Origin of the sequence: Heyndrickxia sp. FSL K6-6286 (assembly GCF_038630395.1) — a bacterium.
Lineage (GTDB): Bacteria > Bacillota > Bacilli > Bacillales > Bacillaceae_C > Heyndrickxia > Heyndrickxia oleronia.
Genome location: NZ_CP152029.1, coordinates 3,322,062 through 3,341,799, shown reverse-complemented (window position 1 = coordinate 3,341,799; position 19,738 = coordinate 3,322,062). Strand labels below are relative to the sequence as shown.

The 19,738-nt window shown below is 34.6% G+C and carries 17 protein-coding genes; 13 read left to right on the top strand and 4 right to left on the bottom strand.

What is annotated here, in order from left to right; all coding sequences use genetic code 11:
• The first annotated feature begins 40 nt into the window (after positions 1 to 40).
• Positions 41 to 1,879: a translational GTPase TypA gene (typA, locus tag MHI39_RS16825; RefSeq protein WP_071976599.1), complete on the top strand. Its 1,839-nt coding sequence runs from the start codon at positions 41 to 43 to the stop codon at positions 1,877 to 1,879.
• A gap of 30 nt (positions 1,880 to 1,909) precedes the next feature.
• Positions 1,910 to 2,227, top strand: coding sequence for a YlaH-like family protein (locus MHI39_RS16820; RefSeq protein ID WP_342541456.1), 318 nt, complete (start codon positions 1,910 to 1,912; stop codon positions 2,225 to 2,227).
• A gap of 58 nt (positions 2,228 to 2,285) precedes the next feature.
• Here MHI39_RS16820 and MHI39_RS16815 read toward each other — a convergent pair whose 3' ends face one another.
• On the bottom strand, positions 2,286 to 2,474 hold the full coding sequence (locus tag MHI39_RS16815; protein ID WP_078110204.1) for a YlaI family protein: 189 nt from the start codon (positions 2,472 to 2,474) through the stop codon (positions 2,286 to 2,288).
• 267 nt (positions 2,475 to 2,741) lie between these two features.
• Positions 2,742 to 3,284 carry a YhcN/YlaJ family sporulation lipoprotein gene (locus MHI39_RS16810; protein ID WP_342541455.1) on the bottom strand — a complete coding sequence of 181 codons (543 nt, stop codon included), beginning with the start codon at positions 3,282 to 3,284 and terminating at the stop codon, positions 2,742 to 2,744.
• A gap of 219 nt (positions 3,285 to 3,503) precedes the next feature.
• On the opposite strand from MHI39_RS16810, the gene MHI39_RS16805 reads away from it, so the two are divergent.
• Positions 3,504 to 4,832 (top strand): PhoH family protein, encoded by a 1,329-nt coding sequence (locus MHI39_RS16805; protein ID WP_278890371.1) that lies wholly within the window; start codon positions 3,504 to 3,506, stop codon positions 4,830 to 4,832.
• Positions 4,833 to 4,989: 157 nt separating this feature from the next.
• Here MHI39_RS16805 and MHI39_RS16800 read toward each other — a convergent pair whose 3' ends face one another.
• On the bottom strand, positions 4,990 to 5,481 hold the full coding sequence (locus MHI39_RS16800; protein WP_058002510.1) for a hypothetical protein: 492 nt from the start codon (positions 5,479 to 5,481) through the stop codon (positions 4,990 to 4,992).
• A gap of 200 nt (positions 5,482 to 5,681) precedes the next feature.
• On the opposite strand from MHI39_RS16800, the gene MHI39_RS16795 reads away from it, so the two are divergent.
• From MHI39_RS16795 to pyc, 3 genes are all read left to right on the top strand, one after another.
• The gene (locus MHI39_RS16795) at positions 5,682 to 5,963 is read left to right on the top strand and encodes a YlaN family protein (protein WP_058002511.1); all 282 of its coding nucleotides are present in this window, start codon (positions 5,682 to 5,684) and stop codon (positions 5,961 to 5,963) included.
• Positions 5,964 to 6,511: 548 nt separating this feature from the next.
• Positions 6,512 to 7,723, top strand: coding sequence for an FtsW/RodA/SpoVE family cell cycle protein (locus tag MHI39_RS16790; RefSeq protein ID WP_078110203.1), 1,212 nt, complete (start codon positions 6,512 to 6,514; stop codon positions 7,721 to 7,723).
• 49 nt (positions 7,724 to 7,772) lie between these two features.
• The gene (gene pyc / locus MHI39_RS16785; protein WP_259545842.1) at positions 7,773 to 11,213 is read left to right on the top strand and encodes a pyruvate carboxylase; all 3,441 of its coding nucleotides are present in this window, start codon (positions 7,773 to 7,775) and stop codon (positions 11,211 to 11,213) included.
• 38 nt (positions 11,214 to 11,251) lie between these two features.
• Here pyc and MHI39_RS16780 read toward each other — a convergent pair whose 3' ends face one another.
• The gene (locus MHI39_RS16780) at positions 11,252 to 12,169 is read right to left on the bottom strand and encodes a heme A synthase (RefSeq protein WP_259545841.1); all 918 of its coding nucleotides are present in this window, start codon (positions 12,167 to 12,169) and stop codon (positions 11,252 to 11,254) included.
• Positions 12,170 to 12,733: 564 nt separating this feature from the next.
• On the opposite strand from MHI39_RS16780, the gene cyoE reads away from it, so the two are divergent.
• The 7 genes from cyoE (at position 12,734) to MHI39_RS16745 (ending at position 19,560) form a co-directional block, all read left to right on the top strand.
• Positions 12,734 to 13,645, top strand: coding sequence for a heme o synthase (gene cyoE, locus MHI39_RS16775; protein WP_071976607.1), 912 nt, complete (start codon positions 12,734 to 12,736; stop codon positions 13,643 to 13,645).
• Positions 13,646 to 13,738: 93 nt separating this feature from the next.
• A complete protein-coding gene (coxB, locus tag MHI39_RS16770; protein ID WP_071976608.1) occupies positions 13,739 to 14,824 on the top strand; it encodes a cytochrome c oxidase subunit II in 1,086 nt (361 codons plus the stop codon).
• A 32-nt stretch (positions 14,825 to 14,856) separates the two neighbouring features.
• Positions 14,857 to 16,734 carry a cytochrome c oxidase subunit I gene (ctaD, locus tag MHI39_RS16765; protein WP_342539807.1) on the top strand — a complete coding sequence of 626 codons (1,878 nt, stop codon included), beginning with the start codon at positions 14,857 to 14,859 and terminating at the stop codon, positions 16,732 to 16,734.
• Positions 16,735 to 17,364, top strand: coding sequence for a cytochrome (ubi)quinol oxidase subunit III (locus tag MHI39_RS16760; RefSeq protein ID WP_058002518.1), 630 nt, complete (start codon positions 16,735 to 16,737; stop codon positions 17,362 to 17,364).
• A 4-nt stretch (positions 17,365 to 17,368) separates the two neighbouring features.
• Positions 17,369 to 17,701 (top strand): cytochrome c oxidase subunit IVB, encoded by a 333-nt coding sequence (gene ctaF, locus MHI39_RS16755; RefSeq protein WP_058002519.1) that lies wholly within the window; start codon positions 17,369 to 17,371, stop codon positions 17,699 to 17,701.
• Between the two features lie 447 nt (positions 17,702 to 18,148).
• Positions 18,149 to 19,060, top strand: coding sequence for a cytochrome c oxidase assembly factor CtaG (gene ctaG, locus MHI39_RS16750; RefSeq protein WP_342539806.1), 912 nt, complete (start codon positions 18,149 to 18,151; stop codon positions 19,058 to 19,060).
• A gap of 38 nt (positions 19,061 to 19,098) precedes the next feature.
• Positions 19,099 to 19,560 (top strand): DUF420 domain-containing protein, encoded by a 462-nt coding sequence (locus MHI39_RS16745; protein ID WP_058002521.1) that lies wholly within the window; start codon positions 19,099 to 19,101, stop codon positions 19,558 to 19,560.
• Positions 19,561 to 19,738: the final 178 nt, after the last annotated feature.

Genomic DNA, 19,738 nt, shown 5'->3' with positions numbered 1-19,738 from the left:
TACTAACTTTAGTCGGTCTTAAAGGCAGGAGGAACAACTTTTGAAAATAAGAGAAGATTTACGAAATATAGCTATAATCGCACACGTTGACCATGGGAAAACAACTCTCGTAGATCAGCTATTAAAGCAGTCAGGTACATTCCGCACAAATGAACAAGTTGCTGAACGTGCGATGGATTCAAATGATATTGAACGTGAAAGAGGTATAACCATCTTAGCGAAGAATACCGCTATTCAATATAAAGATATCAAAATTAACATAATGGATACCCCAGGACATGCTGATTTTGGTGGCGAAGTGGAACGTATTATGAAAATGGTAGATGGGGTTCTTCTAGTAGTGGATGCATATGAAGGATGTATGCCACAAACACGTTTTGTGTTGAAAAAAGCACTAGAACAGAATTTAACACCAATTGTCGTTGTAAATAAAATTGACCGTGATTTTGCTCGCCCAGAGGAAGTAGTAGATGAGGTTATCGAATTATTTATTGAATTAGATGCTAATGAGGATCAATTAGAATTTCCTGTTATTTATGCATCTGGTATTAATGGAACAGCTAGTGCCGATCCTACAAAACAAGATGAAAACATGCAGGTCTTATTTGATACAATCATTGATCATATCCCTGCGCCAGCAGATACAAGAGAAGAACCTCTACAATTTCAAGTAGCTCTACTTGATTATAATGATTATGTTGGTAGAATTGGAATTGGACGTGTCTTTCGAGGTACGATGCATGTAGGACAACAAGTAGCATTAATGAAACTGGATGGAACTGTTAAGCAATTTAGGGTAACTAAAATATTTGGATTCTTTGGATTGAAGCGCCAAGAAATTCAAGAAGCCTATGCAGGAGATCTTATTGCTGTTTCTGGAATGGAAGATATCAATGTAGGGGAAACAGTATGTCCGATTGACCATCAAGAGCCGTTACAACCATTACGAATTGACGAACCAACGCTACAAATGACATTTATTGTTAATAATAGCCCGTTTGCTGGTCGTGAAGGAAAGTATATTACTGCTAGGAAAATTGAAGAGCGTCTTCGTTCTCAACTTCAAACAGATGTAAGCTTAAGAGTTGAAAATACTGATTCTCCTGATGCATGGATTGTTTCAGGTCGTGGAGAGCTACATCTATCTATTTTAATTGAAAATATGCGTCGTGAGGGTTTTGAACTTCAGGTTTCTAAGCCAACAGTCATTATTAAAGAAATTGATGGTGTGAAATGTGAACCAATTGAAAGAGTACAAATTGATATCCCTGAAGAGCATGTTGGTGGAATCATTGAATCTCTTGGTTCACGTAAAGGTGAAATGTTAGATATGATCAATAACGGAAATGGCCAGGTAAGATTAATCTTTAATGTCCCTGCACGTGGTTTAATTGGTTATACAACAGATTTCATGACATTAACACGTGGTTATGGGATTATCAATCATACATTTGATAGTTATCAACCAATGCAACCTGGACGTGTAGGTGGACGACACCAAGGTGTTCTAGTTTCAATGGAAACTGGAAAAGCGTCCACATACGGAATTATGCAGGTAGAGGATAGAGGAACAATCTTTGTTGAACCTGGAACTGAAATTTACGAAGGTATGATTGTTGGAGAAAATACTCGTGAGAATGACATTACCGTAAATATTACGAAGGTTAAGCATGCGACCAATGTCCGTTCAGCTACTAAGGATCAAACATCCGTTATTAAGAAACCAAGAAAAATGTCTTTAGAAGAGGCACTTGAATACCTAAATGATGATGAATATTGTGAAGTTACACCGGAATCCATCCGCTTACGCAAGAAAATCTTAAACAAAAATGAACGTGAAAAAGCCGCTAAGAAATTGAAACATGCAGAAGTAAATTAATTTTATAAAGGGGAGTGTAAGGTGTCTGAAATCAATGTGCAAGAACATCTTTCCTTTTTTGCTGGTTTATATAGAGTAGATGAATATCCTAAATTAGGGATGTGGATGCTTTATTTAACCATTGTTGCCTTATGTATACTTGTCTTTAAACTAGGTTTTGCTCAAAAACTTCCTTTACTAAAATCAGCTATGGTGTATCTATTTTTAGTGTTAGGATGTACAATACTCACGTTTTTGGCTATATTCCTTCCAATTACAGAAGGATTAGTAGTTGCAGCTTTAATTTTAATCATCTATAGAATTCGACGACATAATTTTAAAAAAGAAGAAGCATCAAACGATATATAAAAAAATCCACCATTAGGTGGATTTTTTTTATGCAAGAAAATACAAGTCCTCAAAGTTCTTATAAACTGTTTTCGTCTTCATCTGTTATTTTCTTTAATCGAAGTCTTTCGTTTGTTTTTCTAGTTATACGATCATGGCATTCGTCACACATATAGGTGTGAATAGGTCTATTTCTCAACCGTTTAGCTACAATTGAATCATCATCAATAGTTTCAAGCTTTTCACAGAGTATACATTTCACTTTCATTCACTAACACACCTCTAATTCTATTTTAATTAGTATATCATGTAAGTGAATGTCTGAAAATTTTTCCGTTATTATTTTGGCTGCTTTCGTGTAAGTTGTTGCTATTGTAAAAGTACAACTGCTCAGCTTTTCAACCCAATAAATGATTCAACGGTCTTAGGGAGTTTGCCGCTCTTATTAAGTCGAATGAAAGATGTAACAGTCTGCTACCGATAGTGATTAATGAATACTTTACGTAGATAGCAACAAATTTTGAGAAAAGAGCCATTATTTTTGATAATTGGATTGCTTCTCTTGTTGTTTATTAAGTTGTTTTTCATTTTGGTTATTTAAATTTTGTTTAGGTTTTTCTGTTCCGTTCTGAGGAGATTCTGGCTGAACAAGATTTTTCGGTATTTCAGGCATAACTCTTCCAACAATATCTGCAAGCTCATTTAGTATGCCTTGCCCTGGCTTGCCTGATTGAATGTCTTGTCCAATCTCTTTTAATCTTGCGGTGAAATCCGGGTCAGCTACAACAATTGCTTGTGCACCATATGGATCATGTTTTAAACTTTCTGCGACTGAATACTTAATTGATCCCACTTGAGAACGGTCAATATTATCATCTACATCAATTCCTACAATCGCATAATTGCCGAAAACCACAGCAGTAGCATCCTTCACTTTAGGCACACTTGTAGCTAGTTTTACAAGTCTTCTTGAAATATCTTGCCCTGTTTTTCGATCAACTGATTTAATATTACTGTCTTTTACAGATATTGGTCTAGCACTATTTCTATTATTGGTTTGATTATTATTTTGCCCCATTTCATTATTTGCACATGCAGTCATAAATATTATTGTAAGTCCTACTAAAAATGCTTTTTTCAATTTGCCACACCTCCACTTTTAATTTTAGTGTGCAATTTTCTTCTATCTTTATACATTTGGACATATATTTTAGCAATGTCCATCCTCTTCACCTGAACCGGATGAGGAAAAAAATCATATTATAGAATAATCCAATAAGGAGCAGGAGGCATCAATTTGAAGAAAATATACGTACTAGATACAAATGTCTTGTTACAAGATCCGAACTCCATATTTTCTTTTGAGGATAATGAAATCGTAATTCCTGCAGTTGTGCTTGAAGAGGTTGATTCCAAAAAAAGATATATGGATGAAATCGGGCGAAATGCAAGACAAGTTTCCAAATTGATTGACAGCTTTAGAAAAGCGGGAAAGCTCCATGAAAAAATCCCCCTTGAAAATGGTGGAATTCTAAGAATTGAATTGAATCATCGATCATTTCAACAATTGCAAGATATTTTTATTGAAAAGACGAATGATAATCGAATATTAGCTGTTGCAAAAAATTTAGCTATAGAGGAGGGGACAAAGGAAAGTGGCAGACCTGTAATATTAGTGAGTAAAGACGCATTAGTCAGGGTAAAGGCTGATGCATTAGGATTGCAGGCAGAGGATTTTCTAAATGATCGTGTCGTTGAAATTGATCATATTTATACGGGTTTATTAGAAATCTATTTAGATAAAGAATTATTGGATTTATTTTATGAAAAAGGTGAAATCAAATTATCTGAAATCACTCATCATCCTTTTTATCCAAACCAATTTTTAATTATTAAAGATGCATTAGGTAGCTCGGCATCTGCTATAGGAATTGTCGATGAAACGGGAAAAATGGTAAAAAAATTAGTATATAATCAAGAATCAATTTGGGGAATAAAGCCACGGAATGTAGGGCAGACGATGGCGATGGAACTACTATTTAGACAAGATATCCCCTTAGTAACGATGACAGGAAAAGCCGGGACGGGAAAAACACTTCTTGCCTTAGCTGCGGGGTTAATGCAAACAGAGGATCTACATTCATATAAAAAGCTTCTTGTTGCAAGGCCAATTGTTCCTGTAGGAAAGGATTTAGGATATTTACCTGGAGAGAAGCAAGAGAAACTTCGACCATGGATGCAACCGATCTTTGATAATCTTGAATATTTATTTAATACGAAAAAGCCGGGTGAGTTAGAGGCGATTTTAGCAGGGATGGGCTCCATCGAGGTTGAAGCGTTAACTTATATTCGAGGGAGGAGTATACCTGAACAATATATTATTATTGATGAAGCACAGAATTTAACAAAGCACGAAGTAAAAACGATATTAACACGTGTAGGAGAAAAGAGTAAAATCGTATTAATGGGTGATCCTGAACAAATAGACCACCCTTATTTAGATGAATACAATAATGGGCTGACCTATGTTCTAGAAAAATTTAAAGATCAAAAAGTTGCTGGGCATATTCAACTATTAAAAGGAGAAAGATCTGGATTAGCTCAGCTTGCTGCTGATTTACTGTAGAAACCAATTGATTTTCTTAACCCAAATAGTATTGAACTAGCAAACTTTTATATAGATCCAATAAAAATTAGTGGATTAGATTTGCTGCTCTAAGTATGTATTCATCTAACCAAGCAGTAGAATGATTGGCAAACCATTTTACTGCTTGGTTTTTGCATTATTCTACTCTAAAACCTTTTACATATTTAATCGGGTTATTTCGATTGGAACCATCACTAAAAATAACATGGATTGGTCCATCGTCTTTTAACGCTTTTCCCTCTTTTGAGAATGCTAATATAAGCTGGTAAGCATCTTCTAACGGAATTTGAACATCATCTGAATCGGTTTCCAGTACTAAAAGCTTCGCCTCTTTTAACGGTTCTGCATTTTTTAAAAAAGGTTCGAAACGAATTCCGAATGTACCTGTTAATAGTTTTTGCTTTAAAAACTTACGTTCAGACTTTAGTGTGGGTGGGGAAATAGCCCCTTCCTTTATTTCGCGATCAAAGAACCGTCCGACATTTTTGGTATATTCCTCATTATCATCCACTTCTGAATGATTGGTATCGAAGTATGTGGTCAGATCAATTTTTCGGTCATCAAAAATCCAAGTTCCAGCATCTAAAGTAATAGGAAATTTAACTTTCCCTTTAATTGGAATAATCAATTCTTCCGCCTCCTTACACTATGAAAATTATACCCTTAAAATAATAGATTGTCACATGAACATTTTTTATTTTTCTGCCTTTTGTATAATAGATTGAATAAAATAAATTCTAGACGTTTCCCTTGCATTTTCTTGGTTTTCAGAGTAAAATTTTTAGATAAGATTGTCTTTTGTATTGTACGAATAATGGGGGGATCAACGTGGCGTCTGAGATTAAAATGGATCACCGGGAAAAAGCCTATTCTCTTCTAAAGATAGACGCAGAAAAAATTTTGCGCCTAATAAAAGTCCAAATGGATAATTTAACGATGCCCCAATGTCCATTATATGAAGAAGTATTGGATACACAAATGTTTGGACTATCCCGTGAAATAGATTTTGCTGTTCGATTAGGCTTAGTGGACGAAAAGGATGGTAAGGAACTTTTAGATTCATTAGAAAGAGAATTGACCGCTCTACATGATGCTTCCACTAAAAAATAAATAAATGGCTAAACATACATTGTATTTATCTTATTGATGAATATAGAGTAGGGGCATTTTACTCAAATGATAAATCACATGTAAAACTATCTTGTTCAAACAGCTAAAATAAAAAACTCAAACAGTTCACAGAAATTGTTTGAGTTTTTTTGTAGAAGCACTTTTCTTTAACTTAGTTGTTAGTTAGTAAATTGGAAAGGCTCTTTTCCCACACATTATTGCTATTTAAGTAAAGTTTTAATTAATAACTATTAGCTGAAGACCGTTACACCTTTCATTTCAATGAGAATAGAGCTACAAACTTTATACGAATCGCTGAATCTTTTACAAAAGTAACAAACAATACGAAAACAGCCATTGGTAAAGAGAATATTTGCTTAGTATTTTTATCAGTTAGAATGATGAATGAAATGAGTTTTATTGAAATTAGAAGAGGGGACAACATATGTTTAATGAATAAATTGGAAATAAAATAATGCTATTTTCTAGCAGGAAATAAAAATATTTTGAAGAATACCTTTAATAGACTAAAGGATTGGAAGGGTAATATGTTAAAAAAAATCTTAAAGTCTTATGACTATTCCATTGTCATCGTGTACATACTTCTTTGTTTATTTGGTTTAGTAATGATTTATAGTGCTAGTATGGTTGTAGCTGTGCAAAGATATAATTTTGAAAGCAACTATTTTTATGTTAAACAAGTAAAAAGCCTAATTCTATCATTCATTGCATTTTTTATAACGGCTTTCTTGCCCTATAAAATGTATAAAAGTAATAAATTTCTAGGCTTGATGATGCTAGTTTCGATAATTGGTCTTGCAGGTATATTTGTTTTCGGACATGTATCGAATAATGCACAGAGTTGGTTTAGATTGGGGACAAGCTCTATTCAACCATCAGAATTTGTAAAATTAAGTGTCATTATTTATTTATCAGCAGTGTATGCTAAGAAACAATCTTATATTGATCAATTTAATAAAGGAGTTATTCCACCACTTTTATTTTTAATATTTGTTTGTTTTCTTATAGCGATACAACCGGATTTAGGTACAGCTAGTATTATTTTTGCTATTGGCTTAACAATTATCCTATGTTCGGGGATGAAGTTGAAAACGATGATGAAGCTATTTGGTTTAGGACTTCTTGTCGTTCTCATTCTCTCTCCAGTAATTTTCTTAAAGAAAGACCAAATTTTTTCGGAGACTCGAATAGGTCGTTTTACTGGGTTTATGGATCCTTTTGGTACTAAGGCAGGTGAAGGTTTTCAATTATATAATTCTTATCTAGCGTTAGGTACTGGGGGAATTAAAGGGTTAGGACTCGGTCAAAGCGTTCAGAAGCTAGGTTATCTACCAGAACCTCATACAGATTTTATAATGGCGATTATTGCTGAGGAGTTAGGCATTTTTGGTGTAGCTTTTGTTTTATTAGGCCTGTCTTATCTAGTTTTAAGAGGAATATATATTGGCGTCAAATGTAGGGATCCTTTTGGCAGCTTACTTTCTATTGGAATATCAAGTATGGTTGGTATTCAGGCATTTATTAATTTGGGAGGGGTATCTGGAATAATCCCTATTACAGGTGTACCTTTACCATTAATAAGCTATGGTGGATCTTCATTATTACTTTTATCAGCTTCACTTGGTGTGTTAGTTAATGTATCCATGTTTGTTAAATATGAGGAAAAATATAAAAAGAAACAGGAACACACAACTATGCAGAAGACAAGTATAAATCATCGAGGATTTAAGGTTCATTAATAAAAATTAATGCCCATCAGGATGATCATACAAAGGGGAGAGATCAATAATGAAAAAGATAGAAAAAGTATTAGTGGCGAATAGAGGAGAGATTGCTATTCGTGTATTTCGCGCATGTACTGAACTTAATATTCGGACGGTTGCAATTTATTCGAAGGAAGATTCAGGTTCCTATCATCGATTTAAAGCGGATGAGGCATACTTGGTTGGTGAAGGAAAAAAACCAATTGATGCATATTTAGATATAGAGGGGATTCTAGAAATAGCAAAAAATGCTGGTGTAGATGCAATTCATCCTGGCTACGGGTTTTTATCTGAGAATATCCAATTCGCCATTCGATGTAAAGAGGAAGGGATTACATTCATTGGTCCAAAAAACCATCATCTTGATATGTTTGGTGACAAGGTAAAAGCAAAGGAGCAAGCGCTACTAGCAAAAATACCAGTAATTCCAGGTAGTGATGGTCCGGTTCATACTCTAGGTGAGGTTCAAGAATTTGGTGAGTCTTATGGCTATCCGATTATTATTAAGGCCTCCCTAGGGGGCGGTGGACGCGGAATGAGGATAGTCAATCATGCAGGAGAAGTAGAAGAGGCATATTCTCGTGCTAAATCTGAAGCAAAGGCTGCATTTGGAAATGATGAAGTATATGTTGAAAAGTTTATAAAAAACCCAAAACATATTGAAGTGCAAATATTAGGTGATGATGAAGGGAATATTGTTCACTTATTTGAAAGAGACTGTTCGGTACAAAGGCGACATCAAAAAGTTGTAGAAGTTGCCCCATGTGTTTCACTTTCTAATCATTTACGCGAAAAAATTTGTCAAGCCGCAGTCCATTTAATGAAAAAAGTCAATTATGTAAATGCAGGAACTGTAGAATTTTTGGTTTCTGGTGATCAATTTTACTTTATTGAGGTTAATCCTCGTGTACAGGTAGAACATACGATTACTGAAATGATAACAGGCGTAGATATTGTCCAATCACAAATAATGATTGCAGAGGGCCATTCACTACATAGTGATAAAGTTAGTATACCTAACCAAGAAGAAATTAAAATTAACGGCTTTGCCATCCAATCCAGGGTAACAACGGAGGACCCATTAAATCACTTCATGCCGGATACTGGCAAGATTATGGCTTACCGTTCTGGTGGTGGATTCGGTGTACGATTAGATGCTGGGAATGGTTTTCAAGGAGCAGTTATTACACCGTACTACGATTCGTTATTAGTTAAACTTTCGACTTCTGCTATGTCTTTTGATCAAGCGGCAGCAAAAATGGTTAGAAATTTGAAGGAATTCAGAATAAGGGGAATTAAAACAAATATTCCATTCCTTATTAATGTAATAAAGCATAAAAAGTTTATTACTGGTGAGTATGATACTTCCTTTATCGATACGACTCCAGAATTATTTGAATTTCCAGTTAGCCGTGACCGCGGTACTAAAATGCTTAGCTATATAGGAAATGTAACCATTAATGGTTTTCCAGGGTTAGAAAAGCGTGAAAAACCAAATTTTGAAAAAAGTAGAGTACCAAAAATTAATCATATTGAGAAAGCTAATTCGGGAACAAAGCAAATCCTGGATCAAAGTGGTGCAGATGGTTTAATAAAATGGATTAAATCAAAAGATGAGGTACTTTTAACTGATACAACTTTCAGGGATGCTCATCAGTCTTTATTAGCGACAAGGGTAAGAACACATGATATTCAGAAAATCGCTGAGCAAACATCCAAATTACTACCTGAGTTATTTTCACTAGAGATGTGGGGTGGCGCGACATTTGATGTAGCCTATCGCTTCTTGAAAGAAGATCCATGGGAGAGATTGAGTAAATTAAGGGAACAAATCCCTAATGTCTTATTTCAAATGCTATTTAGAGGATCAAATGCAGTTGGTTATAAAAATTATCCTGATAATATCATCCGTGAATTTATCCGCTTATCTGCAAATTCAGGTATAGATGTTTTTAGAATTTTTGATAGCCTCAATTGGGTAAAAGCAATGGAAGTAGCAATTGATGAAGTAAGGCAAACAGGAAAAATTGCCGAGGCTGCTATTTGCTATACTGGGGATATAAATGATCCTATGAGACCAAAGTATAGCATACAATATTATAAAAACCTTGCCAAGGAACTGGAGAGCTTAGGGGCACATATACTTGCTATAAAGGATATGGCAGGTCTCTTAAAACCTCAAGCAGCTTATCGATTAATTTCTGAATTAAAAGATACAACGGATCTTCCAATCCATTTACATACACACGATACGAGTGGTAATGGATTATACACATATGCTAAAGCTATAGAAGCAGGTGTTGATATTGTTGATGTAGCACTTAATTCGATGTCAGGACTAACGTCACAGCCGAGCTTAAATGGTCTCGTTTATGCATTAGAAGGTACGGAAAGAAAACCAAATATAAAAATCGAATCAATAGATAAACTTAATTATTATTGGGAGGATGTAAGAAAATATTACAGTGGATTCGAAAGTGGTATGAATTCCCCTCATACTGAAGTTTATCGTCATGAAATGCCTGGTGGACAATATAGTAATCTACAACAACAAGCGAAAGCAGTAGGACTTGGTGAACGTTGGGATGAAGTAAAAGACATGTATCAAATAGTGAATCGCATGTTTGGTGATATCGTCAAAGTAACTCCTTCTTCCAAGGTTGTAGGAGATATGGCATTATTTATGGTTCAAAATGAATTAACTGAAAATGATGTTCTTTCTCGAGGTTTGAAGATAGATTTTCCAGATTCTGTCGTCGAATTTTTCCAGGGTTATTTAGGTCAGCCTGTTGGAGGTTTCCCTAAGGAATTGCAAAAAGTGATTCTTAAAGATCGTAAACCTATCACTGTTCGCCCTGGTGAATTAATGGAGAATGTAGATTTACTCGAACTAAAAGAAAAACTATCTAAAGAAATAGGTAGGGAAGCATCGGAATATGACACATTGTCCTATGCATTATATCCAAAGGTATTTTTAGAATATGAAAAAGTGACGCAACAATTTGGCAATATTTCAGTGATTGATACACCAACTTTTCTATATGGAATGACGCTCGGTGAAGAAATAGAAGTTGAAATTGAAAAAGGAAAAACCTTGTTTGTTCAATTAGTCTCTATTGGTCAACCACGTGTTGATGGGACTAGAGTTGTTTATTTTGAATTAAATGGTCAACCACGAGAAGTGATCATTAAGGATGAGAGTATTAAATCTGCTGTTGCAAATAAAGTAAAGGCAGATTCGAAAAATGAACAACATATTGGTGCAACGATGCCAGGAACGGTCATTAAACTAATGGTTGATAAAGGGGATAGAGTTAATCAAGGTGATCATTTAATGATAACAGAGGCAATGAAAATGGAAACAACTGTTCAAGCACCGTTTTCAGGTGTAGTCAAAGAAATTTACGTTCAAAATGGTGAAGCTATTCAAACAAATGATTTATTAATTGAACTGAATAGAGAATAATAGGAAAGGTGGCCGAGAATTGGCCACCTTTTTTATGATTATTTTGTTTGTTTTGAATTACTATTACTTCTACTTATTAACAATATGAAATAGCTTAAAAGTCCAAATAAACAAGAAATAAATAGTGCATGTGCAAGTGCAATATATAGATTCAATCTCGTGAAGATAACTAGAGCTCCTGCAATTACTTGTAAACAGACTAAAATAAATGCAATAATCCATCCTCTATAAATGACTACCTGATCTTTGTAGTGTTTAATACTTAAATAAGTAATATAAGCAATCCATAGAAAAATAATCCCTGCAGCTAAACGATGTCCCATTTGAATCCATTGATGTAGATTTGTAGGTAATCCAATAGAATCGTTTAAGCAAAATGGCCAATCCCTGCAAACTAAACTTGAATGAGTATGGCGAACAAGTGCCCCAGTGTATACAACCATATAACTATAGATTGTGACAGCAATCGTATGAAATTTCATTCGTTTATCAATAATGATACTTGAAGCATCGAATTTTTGATCCACTTCAAAAATGAGTAAGGTCAATAAAAATACAGAGGCAAAAGAAATAAGTGATATTCCGAAATGCAGTGCCAATACAAAGTCAGATTGTCCCCATACAACTGCTGCAGCCCCTATTAGTGCTTGTAAAATTAAAAAGAAAAGAGATAAAATTACTAGAAATTTTGTTTCCCTTTTATGTCCAATTGTTTTCCATGCCCAAATTGATAATACGAGTAATAGAATTCCTACACCACCCGATACTAAACGATGGGCAAGTTCAATAACTGTTTCTATTGTAATATGGCTCGGAATAACCTGCCCATGACATAATGGCCACGATCTACCACATCCCATCTCAGAACCAGTTTTGGTTACTAATGCCCCTCCAATAAGAACGAAGAGCATACCGAGAGACGTTAAGGTCGCGAGCCATCTTAATCCTCGATGCAATCTATTCACCTTCTTCTAATTGTCATTCTATAATATTTATCTATGCAAATGAATGATTAATAAAATTGATTCACTTAATGATAGTACATAATTACTGGTAAAAAGACAACCGATAAAATGTTACAATTCATAGACCTTTACTAGTAATAAAGTATTTTAGAGTTAATTACATGGACAATCTGCTAGGAGTATATTTATAATAAGGAAGCGTGAGTAGAAATAGACACATTTTAGACATAAAAGCGTTGGAAAAATGTCACAAAAATCAGCTCGGATATGTTTTAATATGAAGTTGATGGATTAAAAAAGGGTGGGATTATCAACTATAAAGTCTATTTTTATGTAGTTTGTGGTAAACTTTGACTATAATCATGACATATATAAGATTACTTTTATACATAATAATAGTAATCGTGAACAATTAGCGAAAATTTGTTGAAATATAGAAATACAAGGAAATTTGTTTTATAGTAATATTATATATGTTGTTTACAAAGTCACTTAGTTAAAAGTTTATTGCTAGTACATAGCGAGGATCAATGCTGTAGAGAAAGGGGGGGAAGTATGTCGAACAGTCGAGTTATCGAAATTGACAGCTCCGGTGTTGCAGAAACAACAGCATTAAAAGATTTTTTATCTTTAATTAAAATTGGAATTGTCAATTCAAATTTAATCACAACGTTTACGGGTATGTGGTTAGCTTTAGTAGTAACCAATCAACATTTTTTACAGTCTTTAGATACAGTAATTCTCACATTGCTGGGTTCTGCACTAATTATAGCTGGATCTTGTAGTATTAATAACTATATTGATCGTGACATTGATCCTATTATGAGTCGAACCAAATCCAGACCGACAGTAACTGGTAAAATGAGTGGAGCTAAAGTCTTAACTATTGGTTTTTCCTTCATTACTGTTGGAACTATTCTATTATTTTTTACATCGATAACCGCTGGAGTTATAGGTATTATAGGAATATTTAGTTATGTAGTTCTTTACTCCATGTGGTCAAAACGCTTATATGTAAGTAATACGATAGTTGGTAGTATTTCTGGTGCAGTACCGCCACTTATTGGTTGGGCAGCTGTGGATCCCAATTTGGATATCATGGCTTGGGTACTCTTTTTAATGATGTTTATCTGGCAGCCTCCACATTTTTATGCATTAGCAATGAAACGTTGCGAGGAATATAGAGCAGCAAACATTCCAATGCTACCAGTTGTAAAAGGGTTTGAAGTGACTAAACGCCATATTGTATTTTGGGTAGCGTGTTTACTACCATTACCATTTTTCCTCATGCCTCTTGGTATAGCATTTGTTATTTTAGCAACTGCATTTAATATCGGGTGGCTAGTGATGGGAATTGCAGGGTTTAAAATGAAAGATGATTTGAAGTGGGCAAAATTAATGTTTGTCTATTCTTTAAACTATCTAACCATCTTATTTGTAGCAATGGTAATCGTTACCGTCATTTAACTTTGGGAATTCTTTCTTTATTTTAAGAAGTCCACATAAATAACAGTCCTTGTTACTAAAAGACATAAAATGAAAGTGGGGTTTGATTAAGCTATGAAACAATGGCTGAAAAAATGGCGTCTTGTCTCAGTTCTTGCTGTATTGGCGCTTGCTCTTTCCGGCTGTGGTGAGCCATTCTTATCAACATTGAAGCCAGCCGGTGAAGTTGCTCAGAAGCAATTCGATTTAATGATTTTGAGCGTAAGTATAATGGTACTTGTAATTTTAGTAGTTGTAGTAATTTTCTTAACAGCTATCATTCGTTTCCGACGTACAAAAGAAAAAGAGAACATGATCCCAAAACAAGTTGAAGGTAACCACGTTCTTGAAATTGTATGGACAGTTATTCCAATTATCTTATTGGTTATTCTAGCTGTTCCAACAGTTGCAGCAACATTTAACTTTGGTGATACAAAGGCAATGGAGAAAAAAGACAAAGATGGCAATCCGAAAGAGCTTGTAATCAATGTCCGTTCTAACCTTTATTGGTGGGAATTTGAGTATCCTGGCCAAGGAATTGTAACGAGCCAAGATTTAGTTGTTCCAACTGATCAAAAAGTTTATTTTTCATTAAAATCTTCTGATGTAAAACATTCATTCTGGATTCCAGCAGTTGGTGGAAAAATGGATACGAATGTTGATAACATTAATAAATTTTGGTTGAAGTTTGACAGCAAAAAAGCTGAAGAAGCTGGAAATCTTTTTTATGGAAAATGTGCAGAGCTTTGCGGACCATCACATGCTTTAATGGACTTTAAAGTTAAAACGATGTCTCAAGCTGATTTTTCACAATGGGTTAAAGATATGAAGAGCGTTGGTAAGGATGGAGTACAACCAACAACAGCTTCTGAAGAACAAGGACAAGAAATATTTAAGAAAAACTGTATTAGTTGTCACGCTATTTCACCAGACAACGGTACTCCTGAAACAGCACGTCTAGCTCCAAATTTAACAACATTTGGTGAACGTGAACGTGTTGCAGGTATTTTAGATCATAATAAAGAAAATGTTAAAAAATGGATTAAAGACCCACAGGCATATAAACCTGGTAATGAAATGCCTGCTTTTAAAGATAAGCTAAATGAACAAGATTTAGATGCTTTAGCAGATTATTTAATGGGTTTAAAAGTGCAACATTAATTGGTTATTAAGGCATAAAGGGAGGTTTAACTGTGAGTAGTAAAGCTCAGAAAAGAGGCTTTGGTGCTGTCATTTGGGACTACTTAACAACGGTAGACCATAAAAAGATTGCAATTCTTTATTTGATTGCTGGGGGATTGTTCTTTTTAATCGGTGGTATTGAGGCATTGATTATTCGTATTCAGCTTGCATTTCCTGATAGTAATTTTGTTAGTGCAGGCCTATATAACGAAGTTCTTACCATGCATGGAACAACAATGATATTCTTAGCGGCGATGCCACTTGTATTTGCATTTATGAATGCTGTCATGCCGTTACAGATTGGAGCGCGTGACGTTGCGTTTCCGTTTATCAATTCTTTAGGTTTTTGGTTATTCTTCTTTGGGGGACTTTTCTTAAACTTATCTTGGTTTTTAGGTGGCGCTCCTGATGCAGGTTGGACTTCATATGCATCACTTTCACTTGAATCACCTGGACATGGTGTAGACTTTTATGTATTAGGTTTACAGATTTCTGGTTTTGGTACATTAATGGGGGGAATTAACTTTTTAGTTACCATCATTAATATGCGTGCGCCAGGTATGACTTATATGCGTATGCCGATGTTTACTTGGACAACATTTGTTACATCTGCATTAATTCTTTTCGCATTCCCTCCATTAACAGTTGGAATGTTTATGTTAACCTTTGACCGGATGTTTGGGGCTCAATTCTTTGAGGTTGCCGGTGGAGGTAACACAATTATTTGGGAACATTTATTCTGGATTTTTGGACACCCAGAAGTTTATATCTTAATCCTACCAGCGTTTGGTATTTTCTCGGAAATCTTTGCTGTATTTTCAAGAAAAAGATTGTTCGGATATTCATCAATGGTCTTTGCAACGGTCTTAATCGGATTCCTTGGATTCATGGTTTGGGCTCACCACATGTTTACGGTTGGTCTTGGTGAGGTAGCCAATGCAATCTTTGCTGTTGCAACAATGACGATTGCGATTCCAACAGGTATGAAAATCTTTAACTGGTTATTAACTATGTGGGGCGGTAATATTAAATTTACGACTCCAATGTTATGGGCTGCTGCGTTTATCCCTTCATTCCTAATGGGTGGGGTAACAGGAGTTATGCTAGCAGCAGCACCAGCAAATTATCAATATCATGATACTTATTTTGTAGTTGCCCACTTCCACTATGTTATTGTTGGTGGTGTTGTATTTGCTCTAATCGCAGGTACTCAATTCTATTGGCCAAAAATGTTTGGTACGATGTTAAATGAGACATTAGGAAAAATAACTTTCTGGACATTCTTAATTGGATTCCATTTAACATTCTTTATCCAACATTTCTTAGGATTAATGGGTATGCCTCGCCGTATTTGGAAGTTCCTTCCAAATCAAGGTTTAGATACAGGAAACTTAATCAGTTCTATAGGGGCTGCTTTCATGGCCTTTGGTGTAATTGTCATGTTAATCAATATTGTTATTACATCTGTACGTAATAAAAAAGTTGGCAACGATCCATGGGGAGATGGACGTACACTTGAATGGGCACTCCCATCCCCACCACCGTTCTATAACTTTAAACAGCTTCCATTAGTGCGTGGCGTTGATACTTGGTGGATTGAAAAAATGGAAGGTAAAAAAGAATTAACACCTGCTGAACCACTTGGTGATATCCATATGCCAAATGGATCTATATTACCAGTATTTATTTCTTTCGGGTTATTCATCGCAGCCTTTGGTGCAATGCATCATCGTGACGAAGGTAATACTTGGGGAATTCCAGTTTTAGTTATTGGTTTAGCTATAGCTTTAGGCTCTATGCTTATTCGATCTCTTAAAGATGATCATGGATTCCACATTCATAAAGAAGAATTAATTGAAGATGATAACGATAAGGGGGTTAAGGCGTAAATGCATGTTGAAGAAAAATTCACACCAAAAACATGGCCTGAAGCACCTGAAAAAGCTACCCTCGAAGGGAAAAATAAATTTTTAGGATTCTGGTTATTTCTTGGCGGCGAAACTGTATTATTCGCTTCCCTTTTTGCAACATATATTGCCTTAAAGGATAAAGTACCAGATCCTTCAATGGCACATGCGAAAGACCTTTTTGAATTACCATTATCATTTATTGCTACAATGCTATTATTGACAAGTTCAATTACCAGTGTTTATGCAATGTATCATATGAAAAACTATAGCTTTAAGAAGATGCAAGCATGGTTACTTGTAACAGTTATCTTAGGTGCTGCATTCTTAGGATTAGAGATTTATGAATTCAATCATTATGTTCATGAATTCGGTCATACATTTACAAGCAGTGCATTTGGATCTGCCTTCTATACATTAGTTGGTTTCCACGGTGCCCACGTTGCTTTTGGATTATGTTGGATCTTGTCATTAATGATTCGTAATGCAGGTCGTGGTTTAAGTCTATACAACGCTCCAAAGTTTTACGTTGCAAGTTTATACTGGCATTTTATTGACGTTGTGTGGGTATTCATTTTCACAGTCGTATACTTAATGGGAATGGTGGGATAAGAATATGACAAATGAACAATTAAATTCCGGTAATCCTCGTGTAGATTATGAATATCGTCGCAGAAAGAATGCAGAGGAAATGAAGTATCAAGTAATCTCATTTATCTTAATGATATTACTAACACTAATAGCTTTTGGTGCAGTAGCTGCGGATTTATCAAAATGGTTTATCATTCCATTTATATTATTATTGGCTGTTGTGCAAGTAATATTTCAACTATATTACTTCATGCATATGAGCCATAAAGGTCATGAAGCTCCACAGCTATTCATGTATTCTGGTGCATTAGTGGGATTTTTAACTCTGTTAACATTTTTCACGATTATTTGGTGGTAAGAAAAAAAATCCAGTCGAAAGACTGGATTTTTTAATTTAACGATCGGGTACAGAAATAGTCTGATCCTCGTTTCGGTACTAGTCCTTAAACATTTTTTTTTTTTGAATTGGATTCTCTTTTATAAGGGCTTATTTCATAATCGTTTTGACTAATCATTAAATTGATATGTCTTTCATTTCACTATGAAAAGAGCCGTCTACTTCATAAGAAATTGAATAAAGGCCTACAGTATTTCTTTTATAAAAACCAAAAATATTATAAAAACAGTCCTTTATTTTGTTAGTAAAGTTGCGTGCATAAGTTTTCCAATGAAAACTGTCAATAACTTGTCATCTGGTAAGATTGAACATTGGTTAGGACAAAAGTATAATGAAGGATGAAAGATAAAAAACTTGTATGGTAGTACTCTATAATTAGCGTACAAGGGAAAAAAGAGGTGAAGGCATTTGCCTATAAGTATATTTGGTTTTCAAGCGCTATGGAGTCCATTTTTTATGATTACAATATTATTTATGACGGTTTTATATTTTCTGATAACAATAAAATGGCGAAAAGATTTTAAAAATAGTGAACCATTAACCAAAAAGCAGGCCATTTATTTTATAATTTCTATGATCCTTCTTTATCTTGTGAAGGGATCTCCTATTGATTTATTAGCTCATATTATGTTCACCTATCATATGGTTCAAATGTCAATTTTATTGATTATCATGACTCCATTATTGATGTTAAGTATACCTAATTGGCTATGGGAGGCATTTTTAAAGTTACCAGTTATTAAACCAATCTTTCTTTTTTTCACAAAGCCGATTTTAGCTGTCGTTGTTTTTAATGTTTTATTCTCTTTTTATCACATACCATTTATATTTGACACAATTAAGATGAGTGAAACATTGCATGGTGGGTATACAATGCTATTATTTATTTTTGCATTGTTTATGTGGTGGCCATTATTAAATAGTCTACCTGATCAAACACAGTTGAGTGGAATTAAGCGGGTAGGTTACCTATTTGCTAGTGCAATATTACTAACACCTGCCTGTGGAATACTTATATTTGCAGGAAAACCGTTATATGAAACCTATTCGAATGGGGCAGTATGGCTGCAGGCTATGACACTTTGTGTACCTACTGATACATTAGCAGGTTTAAATTTAAGTGGACCAGAATTATTCTCTACGCTTCCAGTAACAGAGGATCAACAATTAGGTGCCATTATTATGAAACTTGTACAAGAGGTTATTTATGGATTTGTCCTTGCAAGAATTTTTTATGCATGGTTCAAAAAGGATCAAAAAGAAGCGGAGGAGTTTACGCAAAGAGCAATGATGGAACAACATCCACAACCAACGGAATAAAATTTTAACTTAATTATTTTCTTTTGAGGGGAGAAATTATGTCAGTTCCTGTGTTACCTACTATAAGTACTTCGTGTATTGTTATTAGTGCTATATTTGTTGCCATTGGATGGAATTTAATTAGAAAGAAAAAAATAGATCAACATATGAGATCTATGACAATTGCTGCTATTTTTGCAGTAGTATTTTTTCTTATTTACTCATCAAGAACTATTTTTATTGGAAACACTTCATTTGGTGGCCCAGATAATTTAAAAATATATTATACAGTATTTTTAATTTTTCATATCAGTCTTGCAACTATAGGCGCGGTTCTTGGAATTATTTCTTTATGGAGCGGTTATAAGGATCGTATTTCGTTCCATCGCAAGTTAGGGCCTATTACAAGTATTATTTGGTTTCTTACTGCGATTACCGGCGTTGTAGTCTATCTTCTACTTTATGTTTTTTATCATGGAGGGGAAACTACCTCAGTAATAAAAGCAATTTTAGGATTTTAATCCCTTCTTTATTAAAGTTTTTTGGGAATAGAGAATGTTCTTTAATCATGCTGGGGGAAAATTCCATATTTATAAAAGTAAAAAGAGGCTGGGACAAAACCCACCTCTGAGATGAAAAAGCCGGTGAAATTTTACGACAAGTAAAATTTCACCGGCTTTGATTATTTTTTTAACAAAA

Coding starts and splice junctions, on each gene's coding strand:
- MHI39_RS16815 (WP_078110204.1), bottom strand. CDS start 2,474: ATGAAAGTGAAATGTATACTCTGTGAAAAGCTTGAAACTATTGATGAT.
- MHI39_RS16810 (WP_342541455.1), bottom strand. CDS start 3,284: ATGGGGCAAAATAATAATCAAACCAATAATAGAAATAGTGCTAGACCA.
- MHI39_RS16790 (WP_078110203.1), top strand. CDS start 6,512: ATGTTAAAAAAAATCTTAAAGTCTTATGACTATTCCATTGTCATCGTG.
- pyc (WP_259545842.1), top strand. CDS start 7,773: ATGAAAAAGATAGAAAAAGTATTAGTGGCGAATAGAGGAGAGATTGCT.
- cyoE (WP_071976607.1), top strand. CDS start 12,734: ATGTCGAACAGTCGAGTTATCGAAATTGACAGCTCCGGTGTTGCAGAA.
- coxB (WP_071976608.1), top strand. CDS start 13,739: ATGAAACAATGGCTGAAAAAATGGCGTCTTGTCTCAGTTCTTGCTGTA.
- MHI39_RS16760 (WP_058002518.1), top strand. CDS start 16,735: ATGCATGTTGAAGAAAAATTCACACCAAAAACATGGCCTGAAGCACCT.
- ctaF (WP_058002519.1), top strand. CDS start 17,369: ATGACAAATGAACAATTAAATTCCGGTAATCCTCGTGTAGATTATGAA.
- MHI39_RS16745 (WP_058002521.1), top strand. CDS start 19,099: ATGTCAGTTCCTGTGTTACCTACTATAAGTACTTCGTGTATTGTTATT.